The 19,302-nt window shown below is 61.4% G+C and carries 16 protein-coding genes; 6 read left to right on the top strand and 10 right to left on the bottom strand.

Annotated features, from left to right (window positions below):
• Positions 1-73: 73 nt before the first annotated feature.
• From JQ629_RS29775 to JQ629_RS29800, 6 genes are all read right to left on the bottom strand, one after another.
• Positions 74-1,027, bottom strand: coding sequence for an alpha/beta hydrolase (locus JQ629_RS29775; protein ID WP_212415645.1), 954 nt, complete (start codon positions 1,025-1,027; stop codon positions 74-76).
• A gap of 213 nt (positions 1,028-1,240) precedes the next feature.
• Positions 1,241-2,479, bottom strand: coding sequence for an acyltransferase family protein (locus tag JQ629_RS29780; protein ID WP_349631345.1), 1,239 nt, complete (start codon positions 2,477-2,479; stop codon positions 1,241-1,243).
• Between the two features lie 343 nt (positions 2,480-2,822).
• Complete coding sequence (locus tag JQ629_RS29785) at positions 2,823-3,533, bottom strand: class I SAM-dependent methyltransferase (protein ID WP_502753463.1); 711 nt, start codon at positions 3,531-3,533, stop codon at positions 2,823-2,825.
• A gap of 674 nt (positions 3,534-4,207) precedes the next feature.
• A complete protein-coding gene (locus JQ629_RS29790) occupies positions 4,208-5,965 on the bottom strand; it encodes an adenylate/guanylate cyclase domain-containing protein (RefSeq protein WP_249135370.1) in 1,758 nt (585 codons plus the stop codon).
• Between the two features lie 171 nt (positions 5,966-6,136).
• Entirely contained in the window at positions 6,137-6,979 is an 843-nt protein-coding gene (locus tag JQ629_RS29795) for an alpha/beta fold hydrolase (protein ID WP_212415647.1), read from the bottom strand.
• Between the two features lie 13 nt (positions 6,980-6,992).
• Positions 6,993-7,994, bottom strand: a complete 1,002-nt coding sequence (locus tag JQ629_RS29800) for a Bug family tripartite tricarboxylate transporter substrate binding protein (RefSeq protein ID WP_212415648.1) — start codon at positions 7,992-7,994, stop codon at positions 6,993-6,995.
• 159 nt (positions 7,995-8,153) lie between these two features.
• Between JQ629_RS29800 and JQ629_RS29805 the strand changes: the two genes are divergently transcribed.
• Positions 8,154-9,152: a LysR family transcriptional regulator gene (locus JQ629_RS29805; RefSeq protein ID WP_212415649.1), complete on the top strand. Its 999-nt coding sequence runs from the start codon at positions 8,154-8,156 to the stop codon at positions 9,150-9,152.
• 21 nt (positions 9,153-9,173) lie between these two features.
• Here the strand turns inward: JQ629_RS29805 and JQ629_RS29810 are convergent, their stop codons facing one another.
• The 3 genes from JQ629_RS29810 to JQ629_RS29820 all read right to left on the bottom strand — a co-directional run bounded on the left by JQ629_RS29810 (position 9,174) and on the right by JQ629_RS29820 (position 12,707).
• Positions 9,174-10,298, bottom strand: coding sequence for a M48 family metallopeptidase (locus JQ629_RS29810; protein WP_502753450.1), 1,125 nt, complete (start codon positions 10,296-10,298; stop codon positions 9,174-9,176).
• Between the two features lie 3 nt (positions 10,299-10,301).
• Positions 10,302-11,462, bottom strand: a complete 1,161-nt coding sequence (locus tag JQ629_RS29815; protein WP_349631346.1) for a DUF898 family protein — start codon at positions 11,460-11,462, stop codon at positions 10,302-10,304.
• A 72-nt stretch (positions 11,463-11,534) separates the two neighbouring features.
• A complete protein-coding gene (locus JQ629_RS29820) occupies positions 11,535-12,707 on the bottom strand; it encodes an isovaleryl-CoA dehydrogenase (RefSeq protein ID WP_212415650.1) in 1,173 nt (390 codons plus the stop codon).
• A gap of 233 nt (positions 12,708-12,940) precedes the next feature.
• On the opposite strand from JQ629_RS29820, the gene JQ629_RS29825 reads away from it, so the two are divergent.
• From JQ629_RS29825 to JQ629_RS29840, 4 genes are all read left to right on the top strand, one after another.
• A complete protein-coding gene (locus JQ629_RS29825) occupies positions 12,941-14,227 on the top strand; it encodes a cytochrome P450 (RefSeq protein ID WP_212415651.1) in 1,287 nt (428 codons plus the stop codon).
• Between the two features lie 103 nt (positions 14,228-14,330).
• A complete protein-coding gene (locus JQ629_RS29830; protein WP_212263472.1) occupies positions 14,331-15,602 on the top strand; it encodes a cytochrome P450 in 1,272 nt (423 codons plus the stop codon).
• Between the two features lie 173 nt (positions 15,603-15,775).
• Positions 15,776-16,342 carry a thiamine pyrophosphate-binding protein gene (locus JQ629_RS29835; RefSeq protein WP_212415652.1) on the top strand — a complete coding sequence of 189 codons (567 nt, stop codon included), beginning with the start codon at positions 15,776-15,778 and terminating at the stop codon, positions 16,340-16,342.
• Positions 16,342-16,932: a thiamine pyrophosphate-dependent enzyme gene (locus JQ629_RS29840; protein ID WP_249135372.1), complete on the top strand. Its 591-nt coding sequence runs from the start codon at positions 16,342-16,344 to the stop codon at positions 16,930-16,932. Before JQ629_RS29835 ends, JQ629_RS29840 begins: the two co-directional genes overlap by 1 nt.
• A gap of 165 nt (positions 16,933-17,097) precedes the next feature.
• Here JQ629_RS29840 and JQ629_RS29845 read toward each other — a convergent pair whose 3' ends face one another.
• On the bottom strand, positions 17,098-18,021 hold the full coding sequence (locus tag JQ629_RS29845; RefSeq protein WP_212415654.1) for a LysR family transcriptional regulator: 924 nt from the start codon (positions 18,019-18,021) through the stop codon (positions 17,098-17,100).
• Between the two features lie 110 nt (positions 18,022-18,131).
• Here JQ629_RS29845 and JQ629_RS29850 point away from each other — a divergent pair, with 110 nt between their 5' ends.
• A complete protein-coding gene (locus tag JQ629_RS29850; RefSeq protein ID WP_212001354.1) occupies positions 18,132-19,301 on the top strand; it encodes an acyl-CoA dehydrogenase family protein in 1,170 nt (389 codons plus the stop codon).
• The last annotated feature ends 1 nt before the right edge of the window (position 19,302 follow it).

Consider the following 19,302-nt stretch of genomic DNA (forward strand, 5'->3'; position numbering starts at 1 on the left):
GGTCTAAAATGCCCCGAACTTTTGGTTCAGGACACTAGAGCCCCGTTCCGATTCCATCGGAACGGAAAAGGCTCTAGCGGAAATACCGCTGAGCAAACTTTTGGAAATTTCCCATTAGAAACTGATTTGCTCGTTTACTGATGGGAGCTTCTGGCACCATCACGTCAAAACCATGAAAAGCGCCGTCGAATACCTCGAATTCAACCGGAACATTGGCCCGGCGAAGGTTCTCGACGTAGATTTTCGTTTCATCTCGAAATGGCTCTAAACTTCCGACATAAGTGATCGTCGGCGGCAATTTCGTATAGTCTGTGCAGCGTGCCGCGGCTGCGTAGGGCGTAACGTTCTTCACGCCATCGAGATAACGCGACCATGCCAGCCTGTTAGCTTTTTCATCCCAGACTGGTGCGTCGTTTCCAACGGCAGAGGCGCTGTTCTGGCGGTCATCAATCATTGGGTATAGCGGCATTTGAAATGCTATTTTTGCATCGCCGGTATCGGTAGCCTTGAGCGAGACGGCCGCCGCAAGCCCTCCGCCCGCGCTATGGCCTGACACGATGAATCCGTCAGTTCTTCCGCCGATGGAGGCCGCGTGATCCCTTACCCATAGCAGGGTGTCGTAGCAGTCATTGAATGCGGCCGGGTACGGAGATTCAACGGCCTTTCTGTAATCCGGCGCGACGATGATGCATGGCTCTGTCTCGATGAAGTCCTTGATGATTGCGCCGAATTGCTCGGGCACCCCTTGAACATAACCGCCGCCGTGCAAATACAGCATGACCGGCAGTGGTCCAATCGCCGCGGTTGGCCCATAGACTCTCACACGAATTGGCGATCCACCATTTCTGCTCGGAATATGCCGCTCTCGGCAGACAAGTCCTCTGATGTTTTTTCCCCGCAGGATGGCCCCACTGAAGCGGAACACGAGCAGCGAGAACCATCTCGTGTGAAAAGAGCGCGCCATAATACGCCCAACGGCATATCTGCCGCGCAAATCCTTGTTCACCATGTCCCTGGTGACTTTCATGCGATACTTCCTGCCTTACTCGCAAATTTCTGTGTGAGGGAGATCGGCCGAAGTCCGCTTCTTCACTTGAAGCAGATGCAACAGGTTCAGGAAGCTAAGGCATGATCCGGAAGAGTGTGAAGCGCTTTTCCGAATTATCATGCTCCAACAACAACCCAAAGCGCGATGAGGATCCATCGTGATCTCATCCCGCTCTGGTCCGGCAGGCACCGGCTATTGCGACGCGACGGTCATCTTTGCCGGCATGGGCAGCCGGAGGCCCAGACCCCGGGAAAACCGCGGGCGCTTTGAAGCTGGCAGTCTCTCCGGAAGCTGTCCGAAATACGCAATGGTTTGCATCATCGCACCTCGGATGGCCGGCTCGACCTTCGTGCAAATAAGCCAGCACATCAGGACAAGCATGCCCAACTCCACCCAAACGGCCGAGGTGGCATCCAGGCCAATATTGACCAGGGCACGAATGATTGCTGTGCCAATGACGTTGTGGGTGAGATAGAGCGGATAGGTGATCAGCCCGAGCGTTCTAAAGTAAGCCGGCGCTTCACACGAGACGGTAGGTTCAGAGCGCCTCTTCCTGTTCGCGCACCAGGCAATGAGGCCCACCGCCGATGCCCAGACCATGATCGGCACAAGGGCCGATTGACCCGAGATGGCGGGTATGGAGGTCAAGAAGAAAGAGGCAAAAAAGTAGATTTCTGCGGCCCCCGAAAGACAGGTGACGGCGACGGCGACCCGTTCGAGCGCCGTCAATTTTCTGTTTGCGGAAATGAAAAGCCAGATGCCCAGCGCGAAAAAGCAGCCATGGGTCAACAGGAATGCCGCGCACGGCACCCGGAACATCAGGATCACGAGATAGGGCAGGTCGGAGGGCGTCGTGCTTGACAGCACCAGCAACGCGACGGCGTTGAACACCGCGCTGTAGATGGTGAGGCCGAAGGCCACGTGCCGAAGGGTGACCTTCTTCGTGCACATCGCGCAAAATACGAGCCCGTAAAACGCCATCTCGGCCGCCAGTGTCCAATAGACGCCGTCGAGCCATTCACCCACGACTCCCTTGGGAACCAGCAGCATGGCGTGGATGTAGGGCACGATGTATTCGGATGCTCGTCCGCTGCCGAAGAGAACCAGAACGAGGAGGGTCGCGGTGGCGCAAACCCAGATCGCCGGATAAAGCCTGAGCGCGCGGCCGAGAAGAAACTCTTTCGGTGAAGACGTGCTCGCGGAATTCGCGATGACAAAACCGGAAATAACAAAGAATATTTCGACACCCACCCAGCCGAACCAGGTGTAGGGCGCGGCGGACGGGTACAGAACATCAGCGGCAACGTGGCGCTCGAAACCCGGGACGCCGATCGAGACCCAGGCCCAGGACCAGAACATCTGGTGAAAAATGGCGACGCCGAGGGCTGTCCCGAAGCGCAGCGGATCCAGCAGGGGAAAATGGTTCTTCACGGGAGTGCTTCCAATCCAGCAATCGATCCCGTTGCAGATATTGGGTTCCCGCGCCGAGCTCTGTGCGGTTAGTCACATTTTCCCCGCCCACGGTTCAAATGCCCCGATCGTCGCATGGATCAACGAGCGCTCTTCCGCCCAGGACACCCTCACCGGCCTCGGTGCGGCCTCTCCTCGCGCCGGGATCCTGCGTTCGTGAACCGAAACGTTAGTCTGGAAGCCGGCCGTTTTTCCGTGCCCATGCCGACGAGGTGAACTTGCGATTTGGAGATGCCGACAGCGACGTTTGTTCGGATTGCGCTTGAGTGGCTTCTTAGGCGGGCTGCCGGCGTCCATCGGGTGGTCAGCGCGTGCCGGCACGATCCCCACAAGCAACGATATCCCTGGGAGATTTTCGACCCGCCCCCTCCGGCGGAGAGAACACCGCCAGGTATCCGCTGCCCCCTGCGAGCTTATATGTGGCGACCGCGCGATAGCCGACGGCGGTCAGTTCGCAACGCAAGAGCTCTATTGGCGTGCCATGTTTCGACGTCGGAAGCTCAAGGTCGACAATTCCAACCCGCGCACCCCGCTTCAAGGCGGACGAGAGATTGTAGAGGAAGGCATAGGGTTGGGCTATCTCGTGATACATGTGCACAAGGATTGCAGCATCCAGCGAGGAAGCGGGCAGGCGCGGGTCGTGTGGTTCGCCGAGCGCGAATTTGACGTTCGTCAACTTCAGGCGTTCTATTCGGCGGGCGAGCTCGACGAGGTAATCCCGCGTAACGTCCTGGGCAACGACAGAGCCTCCGGGCCCGACGAGGCGCGAGATCCTAACCGTGTGGTAACCGCTGCCTGCACCAATGTCGCCGACCGTCATGCCTGGCTTTAGTTCAAGAAGACGGGCGATTTGACCGGTTTCATTCAGGGCGTCGCGGTGCTCTTCGGCAGAGCGGCGTGGGCTGACAATCTGCGCAACAGGGCGCTGAGGTAAGGGAAACTCGTTTGCAGCGGCTCCGGGGGGAGCCAGATTACCAATGTCAGCGGCGTATGCGCGAGTTGCGGCAAACGCCACTAGCGTCGCTGCACGGGCCAGTGTTATCACGCGCCTGCCGAGCAGGCGCAGCCGGTTTAGGCGCGGTCGTCGAGTTTTTGTGAGCTCAATAGGTGGGCTCACCGTGATGTCAACGGGGTTGAACGTCACAGCCAACTCCATCTGTTCGCCTTGCGCTGGAGCACCCAACGAAGCCCAAGTGAGGATGCTGAGTACTCGAAGTAAGCCCGGCTGACGGTCGGCAACATCATCAGAATGCCGGCCCGCGTGCCGAAAGTCCCGCGCAGGCTGTCACTTCGCTACGGCCATCGGACTGCGCGCCACAGCTCGAAGGCTATGTTCAAAATGTTTGACTCGCTCAACCAGACTTCAAGTCTTCGTCCAGTATCACCAGCACCCAGGCCAGAAGCAGAAGCATCGTGGCAATAACGGCGTGCCTTCAAACATGAAGGCCACCCCAAAGCTTGCAACGATGAGGCCAACCAGTGTCTCCCGGCTGTATCCAACTAGCATTCGTTCCCACACTGCAACAGGATGCCTGACCATAGCTAATGTCGGTTGTTGGCACTAGACATGCCGACCGGCCGTGGACGATGTCCGCTCCCGGGAGAAGGCGAGAAATCATGATGTCCGGACAAGCCGACGCGATTAACCCGAAGCGGACATGGGCGGGCTGGTTCAAGTTTCGCCTCCGATCACTCTGGAAGGCCAGCCTTTCGCAGGCCAGCGCTGAACAAAGCGAAATCCTCGTCCCGGCGGAATGACGCGAGATCTTTCAAGTTTGATATGCACAAACCGGGCCTGTGTTTCAGTACCAACTCCACGCCGTGTTGTGCCGGTTCCAGACGTCCAGCCAGCCCATTGCTTGCCGCATACGCACAAATTGGCAGCAGGAAAGGCGGACTGTCACGCATGGACGTTTCGGCCCAGGCTGACGCGCTGTCGTAATCGCCTAACAGAAAATGCGCATATGCCGCTGCACCATGAACACCAGCGGGATCGCGAGGATTTAGGCGAACGGCATGTGCGACATGTTCGAGCGCCACATCCGGTTCACCTCTCCATACCCTCAGCCACGCACCGAGCGTCCAGGCGGACGCATGATTCGGATTAGCTTCCAGTCCCCGGTCCATGAAAGTCGCGGCCGCGTCGAACTCGTGCGCTATGAAAGCGAGTGCATAACCGCCCATACACAATGCCACGGAATCGTCGCTACCCAGATGCACTGCTTTCCAAGCCAAACTCGTGGCTTCGGCACTTTCCCGGACAGATTCGATCATCCATCCGCGCGCCTTTCGGTGCACGTAGCACCATGCTGCCATGCCGTAGGCGCAGGCTAGCTTGGGATCGACATCGATCGCTTTGCGGTAAAGCCGGAGCGCTTCTTGATTGGCGGCCATCGACTCAAAATCATGCTTGGCCATTCCGCGCAGGTAGTAATCATACGCCAGGAGATTCTCGGTTGGCTTTCGGTTGGCTCGCTTGATCTCCTCAATCTGTAATTTGGAGGCGATTGCGCCCACAACGCCCTCTGTCACGCGGTCCTGAAGGTCAAACATATCTTCGGGCGGACCCTCGAAACGGCCGGCCCACAGGTGCGCTCTGGTTTCGGTGTCTATAAGTTGTCCTGCGATACGTATACGGTTTCCCGCTTTGCGCACACTACCGACAAGGACATAGCGTACGCCAAGCTCGCGACCAACTTGCCTTACGTCGACTGTCCGGCCTCTGTACGTGAAGCTTGAGTTTCGCGCGATCACAAACAGCCAACGGAAGAGCGACAACGCCATCGTGATGTCCTCCACGATGCCGTCAGCCAGGTACTCCTGCTCAGCGTCCGCACAAAGGTTCTGGAAAGGCAGCACCGCAATCGAGGACTTGTCCCGACGTGGAAGCTCGGGTTTTCGCGGCATCGCAACGTCGAGAACTCTAAAAGCGCGAACCGGGCGATCGATGTTTTTGAGGCTTTGTTCACCCATATCGATGAACTCAGCCTGAATCTTGTCCTGGACATGATCGTAGGCGGACGATGAGATCCAGATCCCACCGGCCTCTGCGATGCTTTCGAGTCGAGCCGCGATATTGACGCCGTCTCCAAAAACGTCGTGAGGTTCGATGATTACGTCTCCGACGTTGATGCCCACACGAAACATAATGCGGCTGTCTTCCGAGTCATCGACTGTAAGCTCCCTGATGCGGGCCTGGAACTGGACAGCAGCGCGAACCGCTTCGACCGCGCTCGGAAACTCTGCCAAGAACCCGTCGCCCGTGTTCTTCACGATCCGGCCCCCGCGTTCGGCAATTGCGGGGGTGACAGCGTCAATCAAAAGTGCCGCAACTTTGGCATGCGTAGCTTCTTCATCATTGTGCATGAGCCGCGAATAGCCAGCCACGTCGGCGGCCATTATGGCCGACAACCTGCGCTCGACCCGAATTGGCCGATCCTGCACCATGGTTCGCACCCTAACCGACAACATATTGTACGACGGATTGAGTGACCGGACTACTCGGCTAACGTCTGCTTCTGGGCACCCTTCGTACCTGATGCGGTGTCCGAATTGGGTCAGGAATAGGCACCTGGGCGGACAGCAGCCGACCGCTCGGATTCATGGTTGGCGAAACGGCTATTCGCGGCAAACGAGCCCGTCATGGGCGCCTACGAAATTCAGGATCTGTTCGGCGCAGGCCCGCGGTTGCAGCATTCCCAGCATCGCGTAGGGCGTATCGAGATGCGTCACGCGCACGGAGGCGATGTTGTCGCGCAGCGCGGCTTCCTGATCGGCGGACGAGATGTTGCTGCCGGTCGGATAGAGTGCGAGCGTCGGAGCCTTGATCTTCTGCAGATAAGGCCTGGCGTCGACGGAGCCGGCGAACTCGACCATCGCAGCGACGACGTCGATGTCGGCCTTCCCGACTTCCCTGGCGTACCAGTCCATGAAGGCCGGATCGAAACCGGCGGGAAACCGCGCCAGCGTGTTCGACTTGCGCACCCAGCCCTCGACGCCGAGCGCCCTGATGGCCTCGACCCAGCTCGGAAAGCCGACCGCATAGGCGTTGCGGATCCAGTCATTGGCCCACACCGCCGGCGCCAGCACCGACAGCGTACGCAGGCGCTGCGGCCGCTCGGCGGCGAAAATCAGCGTGATCGCGCCGCCGATCGCCTCCCCGACCAGGTGAAAATTCGTGGCGCCCGCGTGATCGGCCACCGCCTCGATGTCCCCGACATAGGCAGCAAGCGAGAGCGCGTGCGCCGGATCGTTCAGCGGCGTCGATTGTCCGAGCCCGCGCAAGTCCGGACAGATCACCCGGTAGAACCGCGCCAGATACGGCACCATGTTGAACCAGAACTCGCCCGAGCGGGCGAAGCCGTGGATCAGGATGATGGTCTGGGCCTTGCGCCAGCGGTCGGTGTAGTCGTGAACGGCGTAGTGCAACGGTGTCCCGTCACCGGCTTCGACGGTCGGCATCGCGGCGCTCCCATCAGTTCGGTTTCAGACGGAGTTCTCTGGCGAGTTGCTCCATCTGGACGAATTCGCTTTGCGCGTATTTGGCGGCGTCTTCGGCGCTGATCACCCAGACCTCCTCGCCGCGCTTGGCCGCCATCGCCTTGAATTCGGGGCTTTGCGCCGCCCGGGTCAGAACGTCGCGCAGTTTTTCAAAGCGATCCTGAGGGATGTCGCGTGGCGCGATGACCGCGCGCCACAGCAATGTCTGGGATGGCGCCATCTTGACGTCATCAAGGCCTTCGACGTCGGGCAGCGTCGGAAAGCGCCGCGCCGTGGTCAGCAGCAGGCACTTTGCTTTTCCTTCGGCGACAAATTGCGCGATCGAGGCGATGGCGCCGCCATAAATGTCGATGGTGCGCGCAAGGAAGGCCGTTACCGTCTGGTCGGCGCCGGTAAAGGGGATGATCCGCTGGCGGATGCCCTCGGGTTGAAAAATCCGAGCGGTCGAAAACTGCACGAAGGCGCCGACGCCGTCCGAACCATAGGTGTATTTGTCGGGGTTGTTCTTTAGCTCGGCGAGGAACTCACCTGCGTTCTTCGCCGGAAAATCCGGGTGGACGCAGAGCACGCCGGCGGCCTGCGTGATCATCGCGACAATGCGGTAGTCGGCCTGCTGGAAGCTTTGCGCCGCAACATGCGGGGCCATGGTGATGGCGCCGCTCGGCACCCCGCCGATGGTGTAGCCGTCCGGCTCGGACTTCGTCACAAAGCCGACGCCGATGGTGCCGCTGGCGCCGGGCTTGTTCAGGATCACGATCGGCTGGCCGAGCATCGGCGCTGCGACCTGGGCCAGCGACCGCATGATGGTGTCGGTGCTGCTTCCGGGCCCGGCGGGCACCACCAGTTGAACCGGCCGCTCGGGATAGTTGTCGGCCGACGCCGGCGAAACTACGCCGGCCATGAGGGCAGCTATTACGGCTACCGCGCCGATTCGGGCCAGCCCGGCAAAACGGCGCGACCAGGGCCACCACATCATGTCAGCGAATTTCTCCGTCGCGCCCTCCCCAATTGCCGGCAAGCGCCGTGATCTGAGTTCCGGCCAGCGACAACGCTGGGTTTTGCCTACGAAAACTTGTGACTTGCGGGAGCAAATCTTGTCTAATGAGTTAAAGGAAATCGTGTATAAGCTTTTCAAATGAATGACCTCCCCCGTACCCAGGCCCTGCGCTGCTTCATTACCGTAGCGCGCGAGGGCGTTGTGTCGCGCGCGGCCGGTTTGCTGAACCTGACCCAGCCGGCCGTCAGTTTGCAGCTAAAAGGGCTGGAGGAAAGTACCGGCCTGCTGCTTTTCAACCGAACACCGGGCGGCTTTACCCTGACCGAAGCCGGCGCCGCCCTGCTGCCGCTGGCGCACAAGGCGATATCGGCCTCGTCGGACTTCAAGACGATGGCGGATTCCCTGCGCGAGTCGGTACGGGGATCGCTTCGGGTCGGCACGATCCTGGATCCCGAGTTCATCCGGCTTGGACCTTTCGTGCGGAGCCTCGCCACTTCCTTGAAACAGACCGAAGTCTTCCTGCGCTACGGCATGAGCGACGACGTGCTGGCGCAGATCGGCAGGGGCGACCTCGACGTCGGATATTATGTCGACGCCACACCTCCGGAGTCCCTGTCGTTCCCGAGCTTCTCCGAGCGCCACATCGACGACGGAAAGTACCAGCTCGCGCCGCTGATGAGCTACCCGTACCGGGTGATTGCCCCAGCGGAATGGAGCGACCGGGTGATCGGCAAGGACTGGCCCGACCTGATCGGCCTGCCGTGGCTCGCGACGCCACCGCACTCGGCGCATCGGCGCCTGCTCGACAACATCTTTCGCCCCATGGGTTCGCTGCCGAAGCGCGTGGCCTATGCCGACCAGGAAGAGGCCATGATCGACTTCGTCGAATCCGGCATCTGCCTCAGCCTCGCGCGCGACTGCACCCTCGATCGCATCACCCGCAAGCGGAACTTCGTGATCGCCGACAAGGTGACGGTGATTTGCGACCTCAGCTTCGCCTGCCTGACATCGCGGCGGAACGAACCGGTGATTTCGCACGCCTTCTCGGCCATGCAGGCGGTGTGGGATTTGAAGCCGACCAATGCCCTGCCCGCGCCGGTGGCCGTGCCAAGGTCGCGGAAAAGCGCGCGAAGATAACCAGCCCCGCCGAATTAGCCGTCAGATCTTGCCATCGGAATCGCAGATCGATTTCAGCGCTCGCCATTCCTCCGGCGTCAGCAGCGGCGGCTTGCTGGCCGGCCGGTCTTCCCGGGTCATCCGCGTCAGCCGATCCTCGCTCATCGGATGGCTGGAGATGATGGAGAGGCCCTTGCCTCCCTTGCCGGTGACGCGGACGAGCAACTCGCCCATCGGCTTGGTCGGCCGGCCCAGCCTGTGCATGACGTCGATCGAGAAGCCGTCGGCATCCTGCTCGGCCTCGCGCGAATGCGACGAGGTGACCAGCGAGCGCGAGGCAAAGATCAGGGCGCTGGAGCCGGTGATGTCGCCGAACAGCAACCCGATCAGAAACGACGTGCCGCCATCGCGGATCAATCCGCGCATGTTGTCGCGATGCTTGTGATGGCCGAGTTCGTGCGCCAGCACGCCCGCGATCTCGTCGGCGTTCTCGGCTTTCGCCAGCAATCCGTTGAACATGTAAACCCTGCCGCCCGGCAGCGCGAAGGCATTGGGCACCGCCGAAGACAGCACGCTGGATTGAACGGCCGTATCCATCCCGGCGGATTCGCGTATCGCGGTCATCAGCTTGACGAAGGCTTTCTGTCCGGCCGCATTGTCGCAGACCTTGGCGTCGAACAGCGTCTTGACCTGACTGTCGGCGGCCTCGCCGAGCCGCCGTTCAAAGGCCTCCGGCACCAGCGGCGCCAAACGATCGGCGGCGAGCGGGACACCGAACAATACCACCGCGATGATCGAAACCGTGGCGGCGAGCGACCAGCCGACGATCGCGGCGACACCGCGGCGGCCCGGCGTGTTGTCATCCAGCGTTGCGCAACGGGAGACCAGGTCGGCCGCGACCGCGGCATCGCGAACCTCCAGGCGCGCCAGCGCCGGTCCCGTCAGGGCACTGAGGCGCAGCACGCCGGAGGGACCGTCGGCGCGGCGCATATCGGCATAAGCCCATGCAGCAAGGGTCGTTTCGCCGTCGCGGATTTCCAGCCGGTCAGCAAAATGCAGCATGACCGCGCGCCGCTGGTTCGACTTGCCGTCGAAATAGATCGCCGAACCGCCCGATGGCGATTTCGGGGTACCGGGAGCGTCGCTATCCATAGCCATACCAGTCATGAGCTAGAAGCCCGCGACGTCGAGGCCATCAGCAAAACCTTCACCAAGCGCATTGGCCAGTTCACCCCTTGCCGAAACATTGGCGACCAATTCAATGCCGTGGATGTTGATCGATTCCAACACCCGCACCCAGAGATCGCGCATCAGATAGACGCGGATCACGACGTTGAGCGCCAGTGCGAACATCAGGTAGCCGATGCCTGCGAGCACCAGCAACAGGATGCTCTGCGAAAATTCCTGCGACTTGAAGAACTCGCCAAATCCCTCGCCGCTCATGCTGGCAACCAGCGCCGCGGCAGCTGCGAGGTAGACCGTGAAAACGAACCCGAGCAGGACGATCCAGCCGACCACCTTCCAGTACAGGCCGATCAGCCGGCTGCGCGGCAATTCCGATTCGAGGCGCACCCCGCCGATCCGGATGCCGGACAGCCACCAGCGCCATTCCACCGCCTTGAACGCGCCGTAGATGAAGGGTGCGAGCAGCGGCATCAGGAATGCCATCGGTGCGAGCAACCACAGCCACCAGCCGCGTTTGAAGAACTCCCAGCCGCTTCCCTGGAAGCTTCCCTGCAGATCGCCGTAATATGAATGGCGCATCTTGTAGCGCTCGAGCGCCGCCGTGCGCCATGGCAGCGCCAGGCCAAGGGTCGCCATCGACAGCAGGCCCCACAGCGACGCCTGCAAGGCATAGATCCAGCCCGAGCCACTCATCCAGAACCGAACGCCGCGCCACACCGTGCGCGTCAGGCGATAGCGGCGGGCGCGAAAGATCGCAAACTGCCCGAACAGATAGAAGAAGGCGACCAGGGGAATGCTGGCGAACGCCTTGTAATGCTCGGCTTCGAGGCCGGCGAGAAAGTAGGCCAGATAGATCGGCACCAGGATCGCGAGTGCAACCAGGAACCCGATCAACAATTCCCGGCCCCGGCCGGTATATTCGGCGCCATCGCCGTCGATCTGGGTATTGCTCCAGAGATGGCGGCGGACGTCGGTGGTGAGCCAAAAGCGGTAGAAGCCCAGCGTGACCAATTCCAGCCCGGCGCCGCGCTTCACCAGGTGAAAGAATTCATCACGCTTGCCGGAAAACCCCACTGGCATCGGCGGCGGTTTCGGCAGCGGCGGTAGCGATGGCGGCCCGAGCGGGGTCCAACTCATCTCGTTCACGGGTCAACTCCAAGGCAGCGGGCAACAAGTCGGTTTACACGAATTTGTCGGCTGGAGTGTGATCCGGTTCACTTACGCTGACTTGTCGAACAGCTCCCGCCCGATCAGCATGCGCCGGATTTCGCTGGTTCCGGCGCCGATTTCGTAGAGCTTGGCGTCGCGCAACAGCCTGCCGGTCGGATAGTCGTTGATGTAGCCATTGCCGCCGAGCAGCTGGATGGCGTCGAGCGCGCATTGCGTCGCCTTTTCGGCGGCATAGAGGATGGCGCCGGCGGCGTCCTCGCGCGTGGTCTCGCCGCGGTCGCAGGCTTTCGCCACCGCATACACATAAGCGCGCGAGGCGTTCATCGTGGTGTACATGTCGGCGATCTTGCCCTGCACCAGCTGGAAGGTGCCGATCGGCTGGCCGAACTGCTTGCGCTCATGCACGTAAGGCAGCACCACGTCCATGCAGGCCTGCATGATGCCGATGGGACCTGCGGCCAGCACCGCGCGTTCATAATCGAGGCCCGACATCAGGACGTTGACGCCGCGGCCGACTTCGCTGAGCACGTTCTCTTCCGGCACTTCGCAATTGTCGAACACCAGTTCGCAGGTATCGGAGCCGCGCATGCCGAGCTTGTCGAGCTTTTGCGCGGTCGAAAATCCCTTCATGCCCTTTTCGATGATGAAAGCGGTGATGCCGCGCGGGCCGGCATTGGCGTCGGTCCTGGCATAGACCACCAGCGTGTCGGCGACCGGGCCGTTGGTGATCCACATCTTGCTGCCGGTCAGCACGAAGCGGTCGCCCTTCTTGTCCGCGCGCGTCTTCATCGACACCACGTCGGAGCCGGAATCCGGCTCCGACATCGCCAATGATCCGACATGTTCGCCCGAGATCAGTTTCGGCAGATATTTGCGTTTCTGCGCGTCGTTGCCGTTGCGGCGGATCTGGTTGACGCAGAGGTTGGAATGCGCGCCGTACGAAAGACCGACCGCCGCTGATGCCCGCGACATTTCCTCGACCGCGATGCAGTGCTCGAGATAGCCGAGCCCGGTGCCGCCATATTCCTCCTCGACGGTAATGCCGTGCAGGCCGAGCGCGCCGATCTTGGGCCAGAGATCCCTTGGAAACTGGTTGCTCTTGTCGATTTCGGCCGCGCGCGGCGCGATCTCCTTGCTCGAAAAGGCAAACACGGTTTCGCGAATGGCATCCGCGGTTTCACCGAGATCGAAATTGAACATCCGGTACGAATTGGGAATCATGGTCGGGCGACCTCCGGCGAAATATCGTTATTGGGATAAGCCTTAACCCCTGCAGGCGCGCTTGTCACGGGGAATGATACGGCTCCGTATCGGACCCGACCGGGTGTAAAGTTCAATGCGGCCGAAGCATCAAAACTGTCCCTTGCTCCGGCACGTACGAACGGCTGTAATCGGCCCAAACTACCGCCACCGGGCGAATCCCGGCGCGCGGAGAACAATCAGGGAGCCGCTCCATGCAGGGAACCATCGAACTCACCCAGGATTCCATTGAACTGGACTCCCGGCAAAAGGCCGCACGCGAGCGCGCTTATTCGCTGCCGCTGGCCGAGTTCGACCCCGGCGATCCCGAATTGTTCAAGACCGATACGTTCTGGCCGTATTTCGACCGGCTGCGCCGCGAAGCGCCGGTGCATTACTGCAAGGACAGCATGTTCGGGCCGTATTGGTCGATCACCAAATACAACGACATCATGGACATCGAGACCAACCACGCGGTGTTCTCGTCGGCGGCCTATCTCGGCGGCATCACCATCCGCGACGTCGCAACCGATCTGCGCCGCGAAAGCTTCATCGCCATGGACCAGCCGCGCCACTCGGCGCAGCGCAAGACCGTGGCGCCGATGTTCACGCCGACCCATCTCGACCAGCTTGCGATCAACATCCGCAAGCGGTCGGCCGAATGCCTCGACAATCTGCCGCGAGGCGAAGTGTTCGACTGGGTCGACCGGGTCTCGATCGAGCTCACCACGCAGATGCTCGCGGTGCTGTTCGACTTCCCCTGGGAGGACCGCCGCAAGCTGACCCGCTGGTCCGACATTGCGACGACGATACCCGGGCCCGGCGGCCTCGTCGCCACCGAAGAGGCGCGGCAGGCCGAGCTCCTGGAATGTGCGACCTACTTCGCCACGCTCTGGAAGGACCGGATCAACCAGCCGCCGAAGAGCGATCTGCTGTCGATGATGGCGCACAGCGAAGCCACGCGCGACATGGACCCGAAGAATTTCCTCGGCAACCTGATCCTCTTGATCGTCGGCGGTAATGACACCACCCGCAACACGCTGTCGGGCAGCATCTATGCGCTCGCCAAGAATCCGGATCAGTACAGCAAGCTGCGCGACAATCCCGCGCTGATCGACAGTTTCGTTCCCGAGGTGATCCGCTGGCAGACGCCGCTGGCGCATATGCGGCGCACCGCGCTCGAGGATATCGAGTTCCGCGGCAAGCAGATCAAGAAGGGCGACAAGGTCGTGATGTGGTACGTCTCGGGCAACCGCGACGAAGAGGTGATCGATCGCCCCTACGAGTTCATCATCGACCGCGCCCGGCCCCGTACCCACATCTCCTTCGGCTTCGGTATCCACCGCTGCGTCGGCTTGCGGCTGGCGGAACTGCAATTGAAGATTATCTGGGAAGAGATTCTCAAGCGCTTCGACAAGATCGAGGTGATGGATGAGCCGAAGCGGGTTTATTCAAGCTTTGTCAAGGGTTACGAGACCCTGCCCGCCCGTATCGTCGGCTAGGCCAGCAGTTCCGCCCAAATCGGCACGGGCTTTGCGCATCGAGCGTCTGCAAGTTATAGTCTAATACATTTCCTATTGCGTTTCCTTGCACCCAGGGATTACGATGAACGTCCTGACCGCGATCCGAGGCGACAGACAAGAGCTCCTGCGCGCCGCGCGCGAGGAGGCCTATTCGACGCCGCTCAGCGAATTTCACCCGGGTGCGCCAAAGCTGTTCCAGAACGATACGTTGTGGCCGTGGTTCGAGCGGCTGCGCAAGGAAGAGCCGGTGCATTACTGCACTAACGCGCCGATCGAGCCGTACTGGTCGGTGACCAAATACAACGACATCATGCATGTCGACACCAACCACGGCATGTTCTCCTCGGACTCCACCCTCGGCGGCATCTCGATCCGTGACGTGCCGCCCGGCTATGATTATCCGAGCTTCATCGCGATGGATCAGCCGCGGCACTCGGCGCAGCGCAAGACGGTGTCGCCGATGTTCACGCCGACGCATCTCGACGAGCTGGCAAAACTGATCCGCGAGCGCGCCTGCAAGGTGCTGGATAATCTGCCGCGCAACGAGACCTTCAATTTCGTCGACCGCGTCTCGATCGAACTGACCACCCAGATGCTGGCAACGCTGTTCGACTTCCCCTGGGAAGAACGGCGCAAGCTGACGCGGTGGTCCGACGTCTCGACCGCGCTGCCCAAGAGCGGCGTTGTGGAATCGCCGGAACAGCGACGCCAGGAAATGGACGAATGCTACGCCTATTTCTCAAAGCTCTGGAATGAGCGCGTCAACAGCGAGCCGCGCAACGATCTGCTCTCCATGATGGCCCATAGCGAAGCGACGCGGCACATGGACCCCGATAATCTGATGGGCAACATCATCCTCTTGATCGTCGGCGGCAACGACACCACCCGCAACACCATGAGCGGTTCGGTGCTGGCGCTGAACGAGCATCCCGAGCAGTATCAGAAGCTGCGCGACAATCCGGCATTGATCGACAGCATGGTGCCGGAAGTGATCCGCTGGCAGACGCCGCTGGCGCATATGCGGCGCACCGCGCTGGTCGATACCGAAATCGGCGGCAAGAAGATCGCAAAGGGTGACCGCGTCGTGATGTGGTACGTCTCCGGCAACCGCGACGAAGAGGGCATCGAGAAGCCCGACGAGTTCATCATCGACCGCGCCCGGCCCCGCACCCACCTTTCGTTCGGCTTCGGCATTCACCGCTGCGTCGGCATGCGGCTGGCCGAGCTGCAACTAAAAATCGTGTGGCAGGAGATGCTGAAGCGGTTCGATCGCATCGAGGTGGTCGGCGAGCCGAAGCGGGTCTATTCCAGTTTTGTGCGCGGCATCGAATCCCTGCCGGTGCGGATTTCCTGAACGAGCTCAATTCGCCTGATCTCGCCGAGGCTACCAACGCCAAAGGCTTTACCGGCGCCCCTATAACATCGCGGCATGGCAGCTTGAACCAGATGAGAAGGCCGCACCGCGCTCTTCTGGGCTAAACCTTGGGCGTGGTCACGCGGGAGACGTGACCCTGAACCGAGGCTGCCATGAACGATGTTGCTGTCAGCGATGACACCAAAGACGATACCCAGGCCGGCCAAAGCTGGCCGCTGCAGATCTACAAGACGCTGAAAGCGCATGGCGTTGCACAGATCTCCTATGTTCCTGATGCCGGCCACTCCCGGCTGATCGAGCTGTCCCACGCCGATCCCGCGATCCAGACCACCGTGCTGACCACCGAAGAGGAAGGCGTTGCGCTGTCCGCCGGCGCCTGGCTCGGCGGCGACCGCTCGGTGCTGTTGATGCAGTCGAGCGGCGTCGGCAATTGCGTGAACATGTTCTCGCTGGCCGCGAGCTGCCGCCTGCCGTTCCTGACATTGGTGACGATGCGCGGCGAATGGGCCGAATTCAACCCGTGGCAGATCCCGATGGGCAAAGCGACGCCGCAGGCGTTCGAAATCATGGGTATCACCGTGTTCCGGCTCGAGCGGCCTGAAGACGCGGAAGAGGTTATTTCGGCAGCCTGCTCGCTGGCGTTCGAGAGCGACCAGCAGATCGCGGTGCTGATTTCGCAGCGTATGCTCGGCCGCAAGAAATGGACGGAGACGAAGTGATGGTCCAGAATTTCACGCTTGGTCGCCGCGAGGCCGTCAAGGCACTGCTCGCCGATCGCAAGGATCTGCTTCTGGTGACCGGGCTCGGCTCGGCATCCTATGACGTGTTCGATGCCGGTGAGCATCCCGGCAATTTCTATTTGTGGGGCGCGATGGGCGGAGCCGGCATGGTCGGCCTTGGGCTTGCGCTCGCGCAGCCGAAGCGGCCGGTCGCCGTCGTCACCGGCGACGGCGAGCAGTTGATGGGGATCGGCAGCCTGCTGACGATCGCGACCAAGACGCCTGGCAATCTGACCATCGTCATTCTCGACAACGGCCATTTTGGCGAGACCGGCATGCAGGTCAGCCATTCCGGCCTCGGCGCCCAGCTCGACGTGATCGCGACCGGCGCAGGCTTTCGCTCGGTCACCGAGATTACCGACATCAAGGGCATCAATGATTATCGGCCCACGCTGCAGCGCATCGACGCCGGGCCGCGGCTGGCGCGCATTCGTATAGCCACCGGCCATGTCGATCGCGCGCTGCCACCGCGCGACGGCGTGTTCCTGAAAAACCGGTTCCGGGAAAATCTGGGGTTTGCGGTTACGTAGGTGGTGATGCCGCTTGGTGCTAGCAGCGCGCTCGCCGTCATCCTGAGGTGCGAGCCCAGCGGTGCACTTGCACCGCTGGACGAGCCTCGAAGGATGGGCCACGGGCCGTCTATCCTTCGAGGCGCGCAAGAGCGCGCACCTCAGGATGACGGAGGTGCCAGTGGTTCAGCCGACCTGGATATCCCAGAGGCCTTCCTTGCGGCAGGCCTCGACTTCCTTGCGGAGCAGATCAGTGACGAGCGTGATGGCGGTCGAACCGGGATGCTCGATAGGGGAAGCGATGGTGAGTTCGCGCATCGGCGCCGGTTTGGAAATGGTGGCGACTTCCAGCCGGCCGTCGGCGACTTCCGCGCGCAGCGAGGACGGCGGCAGCAGGGCGTATCCGAGGCCCTCCTCGACCAGGCTGGTCAGGACGCGAAAGGAATCCGCCTCGACCTGGACATCGAGCTTCAGTTTCTTCTTTGCCGCCGCATGCTCGATCAGCGTCCGGAGCCCGTGCGAATGACTGGGCAACACCAGCCGCTGCCGCAGCAGCCAGCCGATATCGACTTGCTTTTTGCGCGTCAGCCCGCAACCGCGCGGGCCGACGGCGACGATCTTGTCGCGGCCGAGGTGTTGCACGGTGAGGTGCAGATCGGCCGACGGTCCGTAGATCACGGCGAGATCCATCTGGCCGCGGTGCAACCACTCGATCAGATGTCCGCTGTAGCTCTCGACGATGCAAAGCGAGATGCCCGGATAGCTTTCGACGGTGCGGCGGGCGAGGCGCGCCGAGATCACGCAGCTCACCGTTGGAACCAGCCCCAGCACCACCCGCCCGGACGGCGGCCCGCCGGAGGACTGGATATCGTCGCGAATTTGATCGATTTGACGGACGATGCCGGCGGTCCGCGCCAGCAGCAGACGGCCCGCTTCGGTCAGCACCATGCCGCGGCCGTTGCGGGTAAACAGTTCGGCGCGCAGTTCGTGTTCGAGCAGCTTGATCTGGCGGCTGAGCGCCGGCTGCGCGACCCGCAACGTGTCGGAGGCCTTGCTGAGGCTTCCGAGTTCAGCCACGCAACTGAACGTCCTCAGCTGTCGGAAATCCATGCTTGCCAATCTTGGAATGCAAGTTAATACGCTATAACAATTGAGCATAGGGACTTCACGGTGGTTTCACAACTGCAAGCCCATCCCCAATCACAACGACGGCACTTCAAATGACCGCACACGAACAACCCGACGAGTACGCCGACATCCGCAATGCGGTCGCGAAACTCTGCGCCCAGTTCCCCGGCGAATACTGGCGCAAGCTCGACCGCGAGATGAAATATCCGAGCGAGTTCGTCGATGCGCTGACGCAGGCCGGCTACCTCTCGGTGCTGATCCCCGAGGAATACAATGGCGCCGGGCTGAAACTGTCCGCGGCGGCCGCGATCCTCGAAGAAATCCAGCGCGCCGGATGCAATGGCGGCGGTTGCCACGCCCAGATGTACACGATGGGCACGCTGCTGCGGCACGGCAGCGACGAGCAGAAGGCAAAGTGGCTGCCCAAGATCGCCAGCGGCGAATTGCGGCTGCAGGCGTTCGGTGTCACCGAGCCCACCAGCGGCACGGATACCTCCTCGCTGAAGACCTTTGCCAAGCGCGACGGCAACAATGGCTACATCGTCAACGGCCAGAAGATCTGGACCAGCCGCGCCGAATATTCCGACCTCATGATCCTCTTGGCGCGCACCACTCCGAAGGAGGATGCCAAGAAGCGCACCGATGGTCTGTCGGTGTTCATCGTCGACATGCGCGAAGCGAAGGGCAACGGCCTGGAAATCCGCCCGATCCGCACCATGATGAACCACGCCACCACAGAAGTGTTCTTCACGGACATGCGGGTGCCCGCCGAAAACCTGATCGGCGAGGAAGGCAAGGGTTTCCGCTACATCCTGTCCGGCATGAACGCCGAACGCATCCTGATTGCCGCGGAATGCATCGGCGACGCCAAATGGTTCATCGCGAAAGCCACCGCCTATGCCAAGGAGCGCGTGGTGTTCGGCCGTCCGATCGGCCAGAATCAGGGCGTTCAGTTCCCGATCGCCAAGGCCTATGCGCAGATGCGCGCGGCCGAACTGATGGTGAAGGAAGCCACCCGCAAATATGAAGCCGGGCTCGATTGCGGCGCCGAAGCCAACATGGCCAAGATGCTGGCAGCCGACGCCTCCTGGGAAGCCGCCAATGCCTGCGTGCAGACCCATGGCGGCTTTGCATTCGCCGAGGAATACGACGTCGAGCGCAAGTTCCGCGAGACGCGGCTCTATCAGGTGGCGCCGATCTCGACCAATCTCATCCTGTCGTTCGTGTCCGAGCACGTGCTCGGCATGCCCCGCTCCTACTGAG

It is taken from the genome of Bradyrhizobium sp. AUGA SZCCT0222 (assembly GCF_018130205.1).
Taxonomy (GTDB): Bacteria; Pseudomonadota; Alphaproteobacteria; order Rhizobiales; family Xanthobacteraceae; genus Bradyrhizobium.

Coding starts and splice junctions, on each gene's coding strand:
- JQ629_RS29775 (WP_212415645.1), bottom strand. CDS start 1,027: ATGAAAGTCACCAGGGACATGGTGAACAAGGATTTGCGCGGCAGATAT.
- JQ629_RS29790 (WP_249135370.1), bottom strand. CDS start 5,965: ATGGTGCAGGATCGGCCAATTCGGGTCGAGCGCAGGTTGTCGGCCATA.
- JQ629_RS29795 (WP_212415647.1), bottom strand. CDS start 6,979: ATGCCGACCGTCGAAGCCGGTGACGGGACACCGTTGCACTACGCCGTT.
- JQ629_RS29800 (WP_212415648.1), bottom strand. CDS start 7,994: ATGATGTGGTGGCCCTGGTCGCGCCGTTTTGCCGGGCTGGCCCGAATC.
- JQ629_RS29805 (WP_212415649.1), top strand. CDS start 8,154: ATGAATGACCTCCCCCGTACCCAGGCCCTGCGCTGCTTCATTACCGTA.
- JQ629_RS29810 (WP_502753450.1), bottom strand. CDS start 10,298: ATGACTGGTATGGCTATGGATAGCGACGCTCCCGGTACCCCGAAATCG.
- JQ629_RS29820 (WP_212415650.1), bottom strand. CDS start 12,707: ATGATTCCCAATTCGTACCGGATGTTCAATTTCGATCTCGGTGAAACC.
- JQ629_RS29825 (WP_212415651.1), top strand. CDS start 12,941: ATGCAGGGAACCATCGAACTCACCCAGGATTCCATTGAACTGGACTCC.
- JQ629_RS29830 (WP_212263472.1), top strand. CDS start 14,331: ATGAACGTCCTGACCGCGATCCGAGGCGACAGACAAGAGCTCCTGCGC.
- JQ629_RS29835 (WP_212415652.1), top strand. CDS start 15,776: ATGAACGATGTTGCTGTCAGCGATGACACCAAAGACGATACCCAGGCC.
- JQ629_RS29840 (WP_249135372.1), top strand. CDS start 16,342: ATGGTCCAGAATTTCACGCTTGGTCGCCGCGAGGCCGTCAAGGCACTG.
- JQ629_RS29845 (WP_212415654.1), bottom strand. CDS start 18,021: ATGGATTTCCGACAGCTGAGGACGTTCAGTTGCGTGGCTGAACTCGGA.
- JQ629_RS29850 (WP_212001354.1), top strand. CDS start 18,132: ATGACCGCACACGAACAACCCGACGAGTACGCCGACATCCGCAATGCG.